Below are 14,064 nucleotides of genomic sequence, written 5' to 3' on the forward strand. Positions count from 1 at the left end.
TTCTCCGCAAGCACCCGTGCCAGGGCATCTTTGAGAATTGCGCGGATCTCGTCGTTCGCTAAGCCTTGAATTGCGAAAGCCCGGCTTGGTTCGACGCCCGGATCTTCTTCCTGATCGCTGACGGTTTCATTGTCGCGCACCAGCGATTCCAACGCCTGATGAAACTTGGGATCTCCGGCAATGATTGTGAGCAGCGACACAAAAAGCCGACGATGGGCGTTCAACCGCGCTTCCGTTTCGTCTGCCATGTCGCTCATTTTATCGATCCCGCATCTAGCAGCGGAACGAGAGCTTGAGAAATTTGTTCCGGCGCTAAGCGCAAATCGAGACGCCGACGTGGTGACGTTTCAAGATCGATATTGCATTCGGTGGCCGCTAGTCGGACGAACTGTTCCAGCGCAGAACCGTGGGAAGCATTCCCCGCTCCGCCGGCCATCCGGTCAGGGAACGATACCTCGGCAGGCCCAGGCGACGTTCGCAAAAGTTCTCCGGCCGTCGGGCTGACCGGCCTCGTAGGCGTCGCGCACGGCAGCCTCGGTGCGCACCCGTTCCGCGGCGTCGAGCGTGGCCACATATTTGCCGAGCGGCCCTTCGCCAGCGCCAATCGGTGTCCAGTAGTCGTCAAAGTTTTGATAGTCCATGCGGATCATCAGCTGGGTTTCCGTGACGTTTACGAGACCCTGCTCGACAAAAGTCCGTTTCATTTCGTCCGGTTGCATCATCGGTTGGAAGCAATAGCGGGCGCGCAGCTGGCGCCCGGCGTCGCTGAGAGCCGCCACCGTGTCGACCATCATGCGCATGCCGGGCATGCCGCCGAGATGATCCCATACGGCCGCCGCGACGATGCCGCCCGGCCGGACGACGCGACGCATCTCGGCGACGGCCTTACTGGCCTCGGGTACGAAGTGGAGGACGAGCAGCGCCAAGGCGCGGTCGAACGTGCCGTCATCGAAAGGGAGTGCGCAAGCGTCCGCTTGCCGGACCTTTATGCGCGGGTCGGTGTTGCGCCGGATTGTTTCCTCGACAAAGACGGGAGAATAATCGATCGCGGCGATCTCGCCGAGCTCGGCGGTCCTGGCGAGCGCGAACGTCAGGCTGCCGGTGCCGCAGCCGACATCGAGAACCTTTTCGCCGTCGGCAAGCCCCGCGAAATCAATGAACATGGGCGCGAGTTTTTGGCTCCAGCGCCCCATGAGTTGCTCATAGCCGGCTGCATCGTGGATGGTGAAGCTTGAGGTCATCGAACTATCCATAGATTTTGGTCGTATGCTAGACTTCGATAGAGTGCTTGCCAAGGCGCAAAAGCAATCGCTTTAAGGGGTAACTGATCGCTGTGTTCACCCCGCTTCAGTCATCTCGATCAACTGGATCAAGTTCCCGCAGGTGTCGTTCAAGACGGCCATCTTGACAGTGCTTGCATCCATAGGCGCTTGCGTGAACTCCACTTCCAAGGGCACGCAGCCATATTCCGCGTCCAGTTCATCGCCTCGGGGGTGCGCTGTGGAGGCGTCGCGTAAATCTGAGGTTTCTTAGGTGGAGCTTAACATTCTGGAATTAAGCATGTTCTCATGAAAAGGGCATGCTACACATGAAACATCCTCGGCTTCGCGCGGTCTTCCTTCTCCTCATCCTTCCTGCTGCCGCGTCGGCGTCCATCTGGGCGGCGCTCGCGATTATGATCGGGGTCGCAACAGGAGCTACCGACGAGGCGTCCATTGGACGGCAGCGGCATCTTGCGGAAATCGTGGTTGCGAAGCTGCAGGAGGGCGTGGCCCACGATCAGGAAAGCGTGACGGTATGGGACGACGCAGTGCGAAAGGTTGCCGCTGGTGATCAGGACTGGATGGAGATGAACCTCGGCAAGTGGATGTTCACTTACTTCCAGCACGAGCGGGCGTTCGTGGTCGCTCCGGACGGGAGTGCAATCTACGCCTTCGCCAGTGACGAAGCCGACCCCAAAGAAGCCTTCCGGCAGATGCATGACATAGTTCTTCCGCTGGCCCAGAAGCTCCGGAGGAGGCTGGTCACAGGCGACCAGAATGGCGTCTCCGACCAAGTCCTTAGCATCGGCGAAAGCGAGCTGGCCCTCGTCAATGGCCATCCGTCAGTCGTCAGCGTGAAACCCATAGTGTCGGATTCCGGCGATATAGAACAGGATCCGGCGCGCGTAAATCTTCACGTCGCCGTACGCTACCTCGATGGCAACTTCCTATCCGGCATGGAGCAGGAATACATGTTCGACGACCTCCGCTTCGCATGGGCGCGAAGCAACGACGACGGCCGGTCCTATGCGAAGTTGAAGAACGCGACCGGAAGCGACTTCGGATATTTTTCCTGGCGACCGTTCGCACCAGGCGCCGCCGTGGCGGCCAGCGTCGGCCCAACGGTCGCCATCGCCGGTATCGCCGTCTTCGCTGCCATGAACGCTATGGGAGGGGCGGTGCTGCTACGAAGCCGCCGCCTGCAGCGCAGCAGAGCCGAGCTGGAGCACCTAGCCGCGCACGACGGCCTCACCGGACTGGTGAACCGCTCCGAGTTCCAAAGACACCTTTCTCAGTCGTTCGCCTCCTCCGTACCTGGACAGTCCACCGCAGTGCTGTTCATCGACCTAGATCGTTTCAAGCAGGTGAACGACATGCTTGGCCATGCGGCGGGCGACGCTCTCCTAGTGGCGGTTGCCGGCCGCCTGCACGATGTCTGTTCCGGAAGCCTTGTAGCGCGCCTCGGTGGCGATGAGTTTACCGTCGTCCTGAAGAACGTCTGCGAGGAGAACGTGGCCGCCGTCTGTGAGCATATCCTTGAAGCGATGGGGCGCCCCTTCGAGATGGACGGAGGCCCGATCAGCATCGGCGCGAGCATTGGGGTGGCTATCGCCGAGAGCGGAATGGCCGCTTCGGAGCTAACGAGAAAGGCTGATATCGCGCTGTATAATGCCAAAGGCGCCGGCCGAAACTGCTACGCGATCTTCGGCGCTCATATGGAGGAGCTCCTCCAGACGCGCCGCGAAATCGAATACGATTTGCGGCGGGCCGTAGCCGAAGGAGAAGGACTGGAGCTTCATTTCCAACCCGTCTATGTGGCGGACAACGGTGCGCTCTGCGGTGCTGAGGCGCTCCTGCGCTGGCATGACCCGATCCGCGGCAGCGTCGGTCCGGACGTGTTCATACCGATTGCGGAAGAATGCGGGCTCATGAACTCGCTTGGAGAGTTCGTCCTGAGGGAGACGTGCCTCGCCGCGCAGCGCTGGCCGGCGCTCAAGATCGCAATGAATGCGTCCCCGAAGGAACTCCGGGGCGATGGCTACCCGCTCAAGGTGATGTCGATGCTAAATCACTACGGCATCAACCCAGAACAGATCGAAATCGAGATTACGGAAGGTACGCTCCTTGACAGCGGAGGACAGTGCCAGCGAAACATCGAGACGCTTCGATCGGCTGGCGTCCACTTCGCGCTCGACGACTTCGGAACGGGGTTCTCCTCGTTTGGACGCCTTCAGAACGTCAAGGTCGACCGTATCAAGATCGACAAGAGCTTTATCGACCGGTTCGGAAAGGAAGAGGAGGGGCAGGCCATCGTCGAAGCCATGATCGGATTGGCGCGCGCCAAGGGCTTGAAGACGACGGCCGAGGGCGTTGAAACCGAGGACCAGCGCGTGGCGTTGAAGGAACTCGGCTGCGATCATCTTCAGGGGTATCTGCTGTCCCGGCCTCTTTCGAAAGAGCAGTTCGATGAACTCGTCGGAGGCAACGTCGTCAACCTGCGTCTGTCAAAGATATCAACCCTCGCTCACGCCTCAAGCAGCCAGACCGAATAGCAGCGGCAGTGAGGCGGTCAGAGTCGCAAGCAGCATCCCGGACGGCGCGCGAGGTCGACGCGCGGCGTGCTGTTGCTATTCTCGTTTAGATTCCGCCGCGCAAGAAGCCGCCGCGGCCGCCAGGCCCCGCGTCGCCAGCGTTCCACGGCCGCAGGTACTGCTGCACGAACGTTTGACGCTGTCAAACGCCTTGGCTCGATCTGCAACGTACGATACTCTAGCTGCTTAGAATGGGAACGGAAATCAGGCTCTCACTTGGATGATGTCAGGGATTTCGACGGGAATGTGCGCCTCGCGAGCGGCATCGATGAAGGCCTGCCTTGCCTGCTCTTTTGACGTTCTTCCGTCAGCTACGCCGATGCATACTTCCATGGCATCGAAAAATGCTTTGCCATCGGACACAGGCCAATACCGGAGAAGCATATCGAGGGCCTCCCGCGTATTTGTAATGGTGTAGAGCTGTCCGCTCTTCTTGCAGACAATCATTACCGGCTGAACCCATTGCGCATTGTCCATGGCCCACCTCACGACCTGTCGGCAAGTTACACTCACTGGAATCCTGCACGGGCGCAAGCGGATTCAAAGGTTGGGTTAATTTCTCATCGATCCTGAAGACACAGAAAAACGCGGGGGAGCAGTTACCGCGCGTTTCGTTCGACACCGCCCGAACGCGCAGCGGTTTCCGGAGCCTTGGTGCGGGCAAGTTCCTGCAGGAATTGGTCCATCAGGGGGAATCTCCAAGCGCCAATACTTGCGTTCGGAGGCCAGCGAAAATTCAGGTTTTGTCTGCACCAATCGCGCCATTTGCAACCTGGGCTTCTGTCACATCCCCGCGACCCGCCAGCAATCCGGGTCGGTCGCTGGGAGGCGTCGGCAACACCACGACCGCGGTCGGCGCTACGGACGACCGCGGTGCTCACAAATATGCTGCTAGGCTCGGCCATGGATTCAAGCCGCGAAAGGTCTCTCCGCAAAGCCGAGCTGGATACCGATAGCCGCATCAAGGGCCTCATTCACGCTTGGGAATGCGGTGAGGAACCGTCGCCGGCGCTCTTGAGACTCCGGTCACCGTGGCGCTCGACCGACGGTTTGATGACATCATCGAAAACTGAACGCAGCTTTGCCTAGGTCGCAGCCTCGTCCTCGGCCACAAGGCGGCTATATCCGGCGATGTCGCCGGCCATGATCGCAGCGAGCTTCCGTTCCACGCTAAGTTCTCGTTACTTTACTTCGGGTCACAACGTGCCTCTTGCCAACACCGGTTGCTATCGGGTTGGAGGAAAAGGAGATCAGCCCTTGCGCTTGGTCGTTCCTGAAATCCATTTGGCCTGCTGGCCGCTGAGCAGGGCGCGATAGCGTTCCTGGCTGGCGGTCAGGTGAGCACGCATGGCGGCGCGGGCGGCTTCCGGGTTATTGGCAGAAATCGCCTTCAGGATTGCCAGATGCTCTCGTTGCAGGCCTTCCTGATAGTTACGCGATAGCATGCTGTCTGTACCCCAAGGGGAAGCGACGTCGCAGGGGATCGCCCGCATGCCGAGCGCATCGAGAACTTCTACGTAGTAGGTATTATTAGTGGCGGCCGCAATTGTGCGGTGGAAAGCGAAGTCGCTCTTGCCCGTTGCCTCGCCGCGCTCAAGCAGCCGGTCGAATTCGAAGAAAGCTTCCTGGATCTGAGCCTCCTGAGCGGCATTGCGCCGCAGTGCAGCAAGCCCCGCGCTCTCGATCTCCAGTCCCATGCGCACCTCGATCACATTAAGCGCATGGGAGATCTTGTTGCCGACATCAAGGGTGATCGAACCGAAAGCAATCGTCGGGTGGTCCTTGACGAAGACGCCGGCGCCTTGCCGCGCCTCGACAAGTCCATCGGCGGCAAGGGTCGCAATCGCCTCGCGGACAACGGTGCGGCTGACGCCGAAGAGCTCGCCCATCCGGCTCTCCGTTGGTAGCTTCTGGCCGGGCGCGTATTCCCCGGACAAGACCTGAGCACGGATGGCCGAAACCACGCTTTCGGAGAGTTTCGGCCTTCGCTCGACCCTCAAATCAACGGCTATATCGGCCGCCATGTCGCTCTCCTATTTGAACACAGCCGGCAGCCACAGCGAAATTGCCGGGATGTAGGTGACCAGTCCGAGCACCACCAGGCCGGCGCCGTAGAACGGCCAGATCGAGCGCATAGCCTCCCAGACGGAAATCTTGCCGACCGCACAAGCCACGAATTGCACGGCGCCGACTGGAGGCGTGTTCAGCCCGATGCCGAAATTCAGGATCATGATCACGCCGAAATGCACCGGATCGACGCCGTAGGCCTGCGCCACCGGTAGGAAGATCGGCGTGCAGATGATGATGGTCGGTCCCATGTCCATGAACGTGCCGAGCAAAAGCATCAGGACATTGAGCAGCATCAACACCGTCAGTGGATCGTCGGCGACGGTCTTCATCCAGATCACCAGCGAGGCCGGCACCTTGAGGAAGGCCATCAGCCAGGAGAAGGCGGCGGCGGTGCCGATGATCAAAAGCACCATTGCCGTCGTGCGCACGGCGCCTTGCGTGGCGTGGACGAAGTCTTTCCAGCTCATCTGCCGGTAGACGAAGAAGGTTATCAGCAGCGCGTAGAGCACAGCGATGCACGAGCTTTCCGTCGCCGTGAAGATGCCGGACCTCACCCCGCCGAAGATGATGGCGATCAGCAGAAGCCCGGGCAGCGCGACAGCGAGCAGATGCGCCGCCACGGCAAAGCCGGGGAACGGCTCCGTCGGGTAGCCGCGCGAGCGCGCGACGATGTAGGCGGTCACCATGAGTGCAACTGCGAGCAAGATGCCGGGTAGTATGCCGGCGGTGAACAGGTCGGCGATGGAGATCTTGCCGCCTGCGGAGATCGAATAGATGATCATGTTGTGGGAGGGCGGCAGGAGCAGCGCGATCAGCGCCGCCATCGAGGTCACGTTGACCGCATAGTCTGCGCCATAGCCGCGCTGCTTCATCTGCGGGATCATCAGGCCGCCGACGGCTGCGGCTTCTGCCACCGCCGAACCGGAAATGCCGCCGAACAGCGTCGCGGTGACGATGTTGACCTGGCCGAGACCGCCGCGCACGTGGCCGACCAGGGACGCGGCGAAGGCAACAATGCGGCTCGCGATGCCGCCGCGTACCATCAAGTCGCCGGCGTAGATGAAGAAGGGGATGGCGAGCAGCGAAAACACGCTCATGCCGGAATTGAGCCGCTGGAAGACGACGAGCGGCGGTAGGCCCATGTAGACCACCGTTCCGAAGCTGGCAACCCCGAGGCAGAAGGCGATCGGCGTGCCTATCAGCATCAGGGTGGTGAAGACACCGAATAGGATCCAGAGTTCCATCGCAACTACACTTTCAATTTGACGTTCGGGTCGGCATTGATGTTTTCGATCTCGACGGCGATCTCGGCGGGCAAAATCTCATCCAGCGCATCGTCGATCGGTTCGCCGGCGAGACGAAGCACGATGCGCTCCAGCGAGAAGATCACGGCAAGCACACCGCCGGCGGCGAGCGGCAGATAGTCGAACGCGCCGGAAATACCCAGGGACGGCAAGGTGGTGTTCCAGGTCAGGCTCATAAGCGCACCGCCGTACCAAATCATGCCGGCGCCGAAGGCCAGAATGACCACGTCCGAGATCATGCGCAGGACGCGCTTGCCGGATTTCGGCAGCACGTAGAGCAGCACGTCGAAACCAAGATGGTTGTTCTCCCGGATGCCGATGGCGGCGCCGAGGAAGATGAACCAACTCATCAGCATGACCGAACCCGGCTCCGTCCAACTCGGCGAGTCGTTCAGCACGTAACGGCAAAATACCTGCCAGGCGACGAAGGCTGTCATCAGCACCAGGCCGGCGCCAGCGAGCCACAGTGCGGCGTTGCTCAGGCGCGTCAGGAAATTGGTGACGGGTGTCAGGTTGTTCGACATAAGGGCCTCGTCGAATTTGGGCGTTCACTCTCCCTTATGGGGAGGATCGATCAAGATTTGCGTGAAACGGCAGATGAACCGGGGTGGAGATAACCGCCACCCCGGTAGCCTGACGCCGCCTCCTGCAAAAAAAGGGACGCAAGGCGCGGCTACTGCACCGCTTTTACATCCTCGACCATCTTCTTCAGCACGTCGTTGGTGACGTGCTTCTCGTAAACCGGGGCCATGGCGTCGATGAACCCCTGCTTGTCCGGCATGGTGATCTGCGCGCCGAGTTTTTCGACATTGGCACGCGATTCAGCGACCTTGGCTGCCCAGAGCTCGCGCTGCTTGGCGACGCTGTCCTTGGCTGCCTGCTTGAAGATCTCCTGATCCTCCGGCGTCAGCTTGTCGAAAGCGGCCTTGTTCATGACGAACACCTCCGGCAGGATCGTGTGCTCGTCGAGCGAGTAGTTCTTCGCAACTTCGGCGTGCTTGGCGGTGTCGTAGCTCGGGAAGTTGTTTTCCGCGCCGTCGATGACGCCCGTTTCGATCCCCGAGTAGACTTCGCCATAGGGCATCGGCGTGGCGTTGGCGCCGAGGGCCGCCACCATGTCGACGAAGATGTCGGACTGGATGACGCGGAACTTCAGGCCTTTCATGTCGGCAACCGAGGCGATCGGCTTCGTCTTGTTATAGAAAGAGCGTGCGCCTGCGTCATAATATGCCAGCACCACGAGGCCGGCCGGTTCGAACGCCTTCTTGATCTGGTCGCCGATCGCGCCGTCCATGACCTTGTGCATGTGTTCTTCTGAACGGAAGATATAGGGCAGCGCCGGCACGATGGTTTCCTTCACCGTCCCGTTGAACGGCGCCATCGAGATGCGGTTCAGCTCGATCACGCCCGAACGCACCTGCTCGATCGTGTCCTTCTCTTCGCCGAGCTGCGCGGAATGGTAGACTTCGACGGCGTAGCGGCCGCCCGTGCGCTCCTTCACCAGCTCGCCGAAATACTTGACGCCCTCGACGGTCGGATAGCCATCCGGATGAGTATCGGACGATTTCAGGACCGTTTGAGCGCTGGCCGCGCTGCTCATGAACGAGGCGGCAACAATAAGACCCGCCGCCAGTTTAACAAAGCTTTTCATGCTCTCCTCCCGATTTGCATGACGATTTAATTTTTCAGAGCCGGTACGCCTGCTTTGAGAGTCCAAAGGAAAAGTCCCCCTGCACGCTTTGCCTCCTTCCGGCGATAGTCCACGACCAGACACTGGTGGTCCGGCACGATTGAGAAGTTGCGCGAATTAGGAAGCCGCTCCTCCAACCGGCCCTCTATGGCTAGGGCCAGCAAGATGTAATGTCAACATACAAAACCTATGTACTTGTATGATGAATTCTTGCGCCCCGTACGGCAGAAAAACAAGCAGGGAACATGCAGACGAGGCGACAACGCAACATTGACAAGCAGGTGAATGCGGGCGTTCCTGTGTTGATCGATTGAAGGGCTGACGGAGGGACTGAGATGGCAAAATTGCGCATCGGGTTGATCGGTCTCGGCATGGCCGCAGCGCCGCATGCCAAAGGGCTGCTCGATCTTAAGGACAGAGTGGAGGTCGCTGCCGCCTTCAGCCCGACGCCTGCGAGGCGGAAAGCATTTTCAGAGACCTACGGTTTTTTGACTTGCGACGACGCCGAGACGATATTCAGCGACCCGTCGATAGTTGCGGTCATGATCCTGACGCCGCCCAATACGCACCTCGAACTGGTACGGCGAGCAGCCGAAGCACACAAGCACGTGCTTCTCGAAAAGCCGCTGGAGATCACGCAGGAGCGGGCGCGGGCGCTGGTCGAGGTGGCGGAGCATGCCGGGATAAAGCTTAGCATCGTTCTTCAGCATCGCTTTCGTCCGGTCAGCATGGCATTTGCGGGACTGATCAATGAAGGGCGCCTCGGCGAGATCGCCAGCGCTTCGGCGCGCCTCCACAACTGGCGGCCGCAAAGCTATTATGACCAGCCGGGACGCGGCACTCGGGCTCGTGATGGCGGCGGCGTGCTTCTCACCCAGGCCATCCACACACTTGACCTTCTGGTTTCGCTCGCCGGCCTTCCGGAGGAGGTCAGAGCCTATGCGGCAACCAGCAAGGTGCACCGCATGGAGACGGAAGATCTGGCAATGGCGGCCATCCGCTTCGCAAGCGGAGCAATCGGGACGGTGAGCGCCACCACCTGCGCCTACCCCGGTTATCCGGACGAGATCGACGTCATCGGCACCCGCGGGATGGCCCGCCTCGGCGGGCGAAGTCTTGCCGCTTCCTTCCACGATGGAACCGAAATTTCAATCGAAGACAAAGCAGCCGGTGGTGCCGGCGCCGATCCTATGGCCTTCCCGCACGACCATCACCGCGCCGTGCTTGCCGATTTCCTCGACGCTATCGAGCATGGAGGCGAGCCGCGCGTGACCGGGCGCGAGGCGCTAAAGGTTCACCGCCTCATTGATGCCATTCTCGCCGCCGCCGAAAGCGGCCAGCCGGTACGTCCGTAAAGCGTTTCCGCGAGCAACCAAGCCGGCATGGTCGAGCTCAGTCTGGCGTCTGGTCGACCTAGCTCAGGAACTATCCTTCCCGGCGGGAGTTGAGCGTGGAAGGGAGAAACCGACATGCCAGCAAAATCCAAAGCACAGCAGAAGGCGGCTGGAGCAGCTCTCGCAGCAAAGCGCGGCGAAATACCGAAAAGCGAGCTTAAGGGGGCGTCCAAGCAGATGGTTGAATCCATGAGCGAGAAACAGCTCGAGGAGTTCGCCGCGACCAAGACAAAAGGAAAACCGGAACACGTCTCCCGGAAGCAGTAGGACGGCGTCAAAGGCGACTCCGTGCCCTCGGCCTATATTTGGCTCAATGAATCGGCAGGTTTCTCTCTCAACGTTGGCCCTACAAGAATGTCATCGGCCCTGCGTTCAGGATCACACGCCCGCATTTCGGCCGTCAGCAATTTTAAAGCCTCAGCCAACTTTCTTTCCGCATTGACGGTAAACGCTGAACCGGCTTCCCGCAACTCGCCGTAGGCTTTTGCGCACTCATAGACCTCATCGACCCTGGCAAGACACTCCGCTGTGGGTTTGATGAGTCTCAGGGCGAGACGGAGGTTGATTGCGATCGCAAGTTCGAACGCAGCAGCCGAGAAACTTGCAACCGCGCCCGGGGGATGGACGCGGTTCAGAAACACCTGCCATTGAGGGATCATTGCGGTCTCCGGAACACCGACCTAAATTTCATGAAAAACGAGAGTACGCGAACACATATCTCTCGTGGGTTGATCATGCCCTCCAAGTCCTCGTCTGTCCTCGGACCTTAGTCTTAACGCTAGCGGACGAAAGTCTGATCCCGCCCATGGGAAAGGTCTGATGACCTTCAATCCGGCGTATCGAGGGTTGACGGCCAGCATCCGACATGAGCAATCTCATGGAGCTTGGGCTGGAGTTTTTCGGCTTCGAATCTTGGCTGCACGTAAATTTGCTCAGCAGGTTTTGCCCGCCGTCTCGAGCCGAATGTCCGCCATTGCTCCAAGTGCGCCCTTTAATTATCACAAAGGATGTGGGTGCTGACCCGCGTCAGGTAACAGCGATGACTACGCGTCGGAATTTTCTAGCCATCTTGTGTTGGGCTTCGGTCGGCGCTTCCCTTTCGGTTCTTCCCTACAAGATCGAAATTGCCGGATCCGCATTCGGCGTGACCGCCCAGTCTGCTCTGGCCAAGAGTGGAAACAACGGGAATGGGGGTGGCAACGGCGGGGGCAATGGCAACGGCGGAGGCAATGGCGGAGGCAACGGCGGAGGGAATGGAAACAGCAGCGGCAATGGGAACAGCGGCTCGAGCAACGGCTCTTCCGGAAAGAACTCTGGTGCATCAGCTACGACAAGCGACAACTCCTCGCTCGAAGTGCGTCACGTCGATGGAATGAGCGAGGAGATCAAAAGGGGACGCTACGTCATGAAGGACGCGAAAGGACGCACGATCGTCAATCGGCGCGCCACCTTTGATGATGTAAAGCGGCTTCGGTCGTTCAGTCCCTGACCAGCTTTCGATCAACGGCATCGCGAAGGACCATCGCCGCCTCGGTCCTGTTATTGACGTCAAGTTTCGCCATGACCTGTGTCATGTGATGCTTGATCGTTTTCTCGTGCAGGTCGAGTTTTCTGGCCACCTCCTTATTGCTAAGTCCTGTCGCGACGAGGCTCAGAACTTCGTGCTCGCGTGCGGTAAGCGCCGCAATTGCGTCAGCATCAGAAGACGGGGGTGGATTGTGAAGCAACTTGGCGGACAGCGTCGGCGCGACATATCCGTCCCCCGCAGCCACCGTACGGATGATGTCGGCAAGCGCCCTGGAGCCGACACCCTTGAGAACATAACCTTTCGCCCCCGCTTTCAAGGCGCCGGTAACGTCGTCGTTGGCTTCAGAGACCGTCAACATAATGATCTTCTGCGACGGTGATACTTCAAGGATCGGATCAATCGCATTCAGTCCCCCGCCGGGCATGGAAATGTCGATGAGCATGACGTCAGGCTGCAGGTTCTCTGCAATTCGCAACGCGTCATCCCTCGATCCGCCTTCGGCAACCACCTCGAAGCCGTCGATCTCCGACAAGCTCCTCGTTACGCCCTCTCTAAACAACGGATGATCGTCGATAACCGCGACCCGTATCTTTTCGCTCATACTTGCTCGGCCTCCTCAGTATTCAGTGTCATTCTGACGATCGTGCCTGGCGCCGCGGATGTGATCTCGAACGTACCGCCAAGACTTTCAACGCGTTCCCTGAGGCCTGCAAGCCCAAGGCTGGTAGGCCCGACGTCGTCAGGGTTGAAACCCGGCCCATCGTCTGCAACCTCCACAGTGACGCACTTTCCCTGCAGGCGTTGAATAACGTGCTGGCCACCGCCGCCGTGACGATGCGCGTTATTCAGCGCCTCCTGGACGAAACGGTAGACGCATATCTTCGCAGACGGCGACAGACAAACAGATGTGCTGGATGTGACCAAGTCGACCACCGTTCCGGTTCTCTGCCGATGCGCGTGAACACTCCGCTCCAATATTTCCGAAAGACTCGCAGCCTCGATCTGCGGCAAGACCAGACCGCTGCAAATCGTGCGGATTTCGTGCATGGCCTCGTCGAGGCTTGCCTTGATGGACGCGATCTCCTGCTCGCGCCTGGCCGGAGAGGTCGGGGAGCCGACGACGGTGCGACTATCCAGCCGAAGCGACGCATAGGCTATAAGCTGGGCCGGGCCATCGTGAAGATCAGCGCCGATGCGCCGCAGATGGCTCTCGTTCAACGCCGTGACACGCTCGGACGCGCGCTGGACACGCTCCCGGAGAGCCTCGTTCTGGGCGAGTAGGGCGGACAGATCGTCAATCCGCTGCCTTAACGCGTGACGCTGGTTTTCGATCGTCCGGCTGCCCCTTAGAACAATCGCAGATAGCGTGGCAAAGAACACGAGCGTAAAGCCTGCCACGGCGAGCCACGTATGAAGCCGGGCCCGGTTCAGGCTGTGCTGGAAGTCGTAGGCAATCTCGTAAAACTCGGAGACGGCGACCACCTGTCCCGACCAGGGCTGAAGGACAGGGTTATAGATCTCCAAAAGCGGTTTTCCGGCCAGGCGTTCTGTCTCGTCCTCGACATCATCGAGGTCGTTGAATTGCGCCGCCATCTTGCCGGCAAAGGCCGTCTTGAGTTCATCGCTAAGCGGGAACCTCTTCCCGACCATGGCCCTGTCGTTCGAATAGAGAACGGTTCCGTCCGACCGCCACAAACGGAATGACAAAAGCCGGTCTCCGAGCGCACCTTGCCCGAGCGTCTCGTCCAGAGCTCTCGCGACCGTGTCGTCAAGCGCCTCGCTCGTCTGCATGTCAGGCAGCAGCGGAGCAACGACACTGTCCACGTAAAGGGCGGTCGTTGCGGCAGAATTGCGTGTAACGGCGTCTTCGATCATACGTGTCACGAACGCCCCGACCAGGAGCATCGCCACGATCGAGACGACGCCGCCAATGACCAGGAACTGCTTGGCCAGCGACTGCGAATTCCACTTTGAAATCAGGTTGGGCCGACGCACGAGTATTCTCGGGGATTGGTCGCATAATATGGGCGACCCGTTTCGATCTGGCAGACAGCCTACCGTCTCCGCTGCGGCGGTCAATGGTGAGCTCGTCCTGCCCCGACTATCAGACGTTTGGAATCCCTCCATCGGACTTAAGTCCTAACCGCCGCGGCATTGGTCTGAGGATCATGGAATCGCGCCGCTGCGCGAGCTATTGTCGCCCCACTGATGCCGCTCATCTGCAG

At 59.8% G+C, this 14,064-nt stretch carries 14 protein-coding genes and 1 pseudogene; 4 read left to right on the plus strand and 11 right to left on the minus strand.

The window, feature by feature from the left end; translation table 11 throughout:
* Both BN1800_RS13250 and BN1800_RS13255 read right to left on the minus strand, forming a co-directional pair.
* Window positions 1–257, minus strand: a 257-nt coding sequence (locus BN1800_RS13250; RefSeq protein ID WP_086998133.1) for a hypothetical protein, incomplete at its 3' end; no start/stop codon positions are given.
* 183 nt (window positions 258–440) lie between these two features.
* Window positions 441–1,241: a class I SAM-dependent methyltransferase gene (locus tag BN1800_RS13255; RefSeq protein WP_086998136.1), complete on the minus strand. Its 801-nt coding sequence runs from the start codon at window positions 1,239–1,241 to the stop codon at window positions 441–443.
* 338 nt (window positions 1,242–1,579) lie between these two features.
* Here BN1800_RS13255 and BN1800_RS13265 point away from each other — a divergent pair, with 338 nt between their 5' ends.
* Window positions 1,580–3,814 carry a putative bifunctional diguanylate cyclase/phosphodiesterase gene (locus tag BN1800_RS13265; protein WP_244564486.1) on the plus strand — a complete coding sequence of 745 codons (2,235 nt, stop codon included), beginning with the start codon at window positions 1,580–1,582 and terminating at the stop codon, window positions 3,812–3,814.
* A gap of 243 nt (window positions 3,815–4,057) precedes the next feature.
* Here BN1800_RS13265 and BN1800_RS13270 read toward each other — a convergent pair whose 3' ends face one another.
* The 6 genes and pseudogenes from BN1800_RS13270 to BN1800_RS13295 form a co-directional block, all read right to left on the minus strand.
* Window positions 4,058–4,330: a DUF982 domain-containing protein gene (locus BN1800_RS13270; RefSeq protein ID WP_027510065.1), complete on the minus strand. Its 273-nt coding sequence runs from the start codon at window positions 4,328–4,330 to the stop codon at window positions 4,058–4,060.
* A 365-nt stretch (window positions 4,331–4,695) separates the two neighbouring features.
* A pseudogene (locus tag BN1800_RS42340) lies at window positions 4,696–5,022 on the minus strand (adenylate/guanylate cyclase domain-containing protein); the annotation flags it as partial.
* 81 nt (window positions 5,023–5,103) lie between these two features.
* Window positions 5,104–5,877, minus strand: coding sequence for a FadR/GntR family transcriptional regulator (locus BN1800_RS13280; RefSeq protein ID WP_027510067.1), 774 nt, complete (start codon window positions 5,875–5,877; stop codon window positions 5,104–5,106).
* A gap of 9 nt (window positions 5,878–5,886) precedes the next feature.
* Complete coding sequence (locus BN1800_RS13285) at window positions 5,887–7,167, minus strand: TRAP transporter large permease (protein WP_086998141.1); 1,281 nt, start codon at window positions 7,165–7,167, stop codon at window positions 5,887–5,889.
* Between the two features lie 5 nt (window positions 7,168–7,172).
* Window positions 7,173–7,751: a TRAP transporter small permease gene (locus BN1800_RS13290; RefSeq protein WP_027510069.1), complete on the minus strand. Its 579-nt coding sequence runs from the start codon at window positions 7,749–7,751 to the stop codon at window positions 7,173–7,175.
* A gap of 149 nt (window positions 7,752–7,900) precedes the next feature.
* Window positions 7,901–8,878, minus strand: a complete 978-nt coding sequence (locus BN1800_RS13295) for a TRAP transporter substrate-binding protein (protein WP_027510070.1) — start codon at window positions 8,876–8,878, stop codon at window positions 7,901–7,903.
* A gap of 374 nt (window positions 8,879–9,252) precedes the next feature.
* Here BN1800_RS13295 and BN1800_RS13300 point away from each other — a divergent pair, with 374 nt between their 5' ends.
* Both BN1800_RS13300 and BN1800_RS13305 read left to right on the plus strand, forming a co-directional pair.
* Window positions 9,253–10,272 (plus strand): Gfo/Idh/MocA family protein, encoded by a 1,020-nt coding sequence (locus BN1800_RS13300; protein WP_086998144.1) that lies wholly within the window; start codon window positions 9,253–9,255, stop codon window positions 10,270–10,272.
* Between the two features lie 114 nt (window positions 10,273–10,386).
* Window positions 10,387–10,578, plus strand: coding sequence for a DUF3008 family protein (locus tag BN1800_RS13305; protein ID WP_027510072.1), 192 nt, complete (start codon window positions 10,387–10,389; stop codon window positions 10,576–10,578).
* A gap of 32 nt (window positions 10,579–10,610) precedes the next feature.
* Here the strand turns inward: BN1800_RS13305 and BN1800_RS13310 are convergent, their stop codons facing one another.
* Window positions 10,611–10,970, minus strand: a complete 360-nt coding sequence (locus tag BN1800_RS13310) for a hypothetical protein (RefSeq protein WP_051336564.1) — start codon at window positions 10,968–10,970, stop codon at window positions 10,611–10,613.
* 380 nt (window positions 10,971–11,350) lie between these two features.
* On the opposite strand from BN1800_RS13310, the gene BN1800_RS13315 reads away from it, so the two are divergent.
* Window positions 11,351–11,800 carry a hypothetical protein gene (locus BN1800_RS13315; RefSeq protein WP_027510073.1) on the plus strand — a complete coding sequence of 150 codons (450 nt, stop codon included), beginning with the start codon at window positions 11,351–11,353 and terminating at the stop codon, window positions 11,798–11,800.
* Here BN1800_RS13315 and BN1800_RS13320 read toward each other — a convergent pair.
* Both BN1800_RS13320 and BN1800_RS13325 read right to left on the minus strand, forming a co-directional pair.
* Window positions 11,790–12,440, minus strand: a complete 651-nt coding sequence (locus tag BN1800_RS13320; protein ID WP_027510074.1) for a response regulator — start codon at window positions 12,438–12,440, stop codon at window positions 11,790–11,792. The genes BN1800_RS13315 and BN1800_RS13320 overlap by 11 nt on opposite strands.
* On the minus strand, window positions 12,437–13,834 hold the full coding sequence (locus BN1800_RS13325) for a sensor histidine kinase (protein WP_244564487.1): 1,398 nt from the start codon (window positions 13,832–13,834) through the stop codon (window positions 12,437–12,439). Before BN1800_RS13325 ends, BN1800_RS13320 begins: the two co-directional genes overlap by 4 nt.
* Between the last annotated feature and the right edge of the window lie 230 nt (window positions 13,835–14,064).

The sequence above is a fragment of the Rhizobium sullae genome, assembly GCF_900169785.1.
Classification (GTDB): Bacteria; Pseudomonadota; Alphaproteobacteria; order Rhizobiales; family Rhizobiaceae; genus Rhizobium; species Rhizobium sullae.

What these genes read in the sequence shown, in the direction of transcription:
- BN1800_RS13255 (WP_086998136.1), bottom strand. Translation starts at nt 1,241, where the DNA reads ATGACCTCAAGCTTCACCATCCACGATGCAGCCGGCTATGAGCAACTC.
- BN1800_RS13265 (WP_244564486.1), top strand. Translation starts at nt 1,580, where the DNA reads ATGCTACACATGAAACATCCTCGGCTTCGCGCGGTCTTCCTTCTCCTC.
- BN1800_RS13270 (WP_027510065.1), bottom strand. Translation starts at nt 4,330, where the DNA reads ATGGACAATGCGCAATGGGTTCAGCCGGTAATGATTGTCTGCAAGAAG.
- BN1800_RS13280 (WP_027510067.1), bottom strand. Translation starts at nt 5,877, where the DNA reads ATGGCGGCCGATATAGCCGTTGATTTGAGGGTCGAGCGAAGGCCGAAA.
- BN1800_RS13285 (WP_086998141.1), bottom strand. Translation starts at nt 7,167, where the DNA reads ATGGAACTCTGGATCCTATTCGGTGTCTTCACCACCCTGATGCTGATA.
- BN1800_RS13290 (WP_027510069.1), bottom strand. Translation starts at nt 7,751, where the DNA reads ATGTCGAACAACCTGACACCCGTCACCAATTTCCTGACGCGCCTGAGC.
- BN1800_RS13295 (WP_027510070.1), bottom strand. Translation starts at nt 8,878, where the DNA reads ATGAAAAGCTTTGTTAAACTGGCGGCGGGTCTTATTGTTGCCGCCTCG.
- BN1800_RS13300 (WP_086998144.1), top strand. Translation starts at nt 9,253, where the DNA reads ATGGCAAAATTGCGCATCGGGTTGATCGGTCTCGGCATGGCCGCAGCG.
- BN1800_RS13305 (WP_027510072.1), top strand. Translation starts at nt 10,387, where the DNA reads ATGCCAGCAAAATCCAAAGCACAGCAGAAGGCGGCTGGAGCAGCTCTC.
- BN1800_RS13310 (WP_051336564.1), bottom strand. Translation starts at nt 10,970, where the DNA reads ATGATCCCTCAATGGCAGGTGTTTCTGAACCGCGTCCATCCCCCGGGC.
- BN1800_RS13315 (WP_027510073.1), top strand. Translation starts at nt 11,351, where the DNA reads ATGACTACGCGTCGGAATTTTCTAGCCATCTTGTGTTGGGCTTCGGTC.
- BN1800_RS13320 (WP_027510074.1), bottom strand. Translation starts at nt 12,440, where the DNA reads ATGAGCGAAAAGATACGGGTCGCGGTTATCGACGATCATCCGTTGTTT.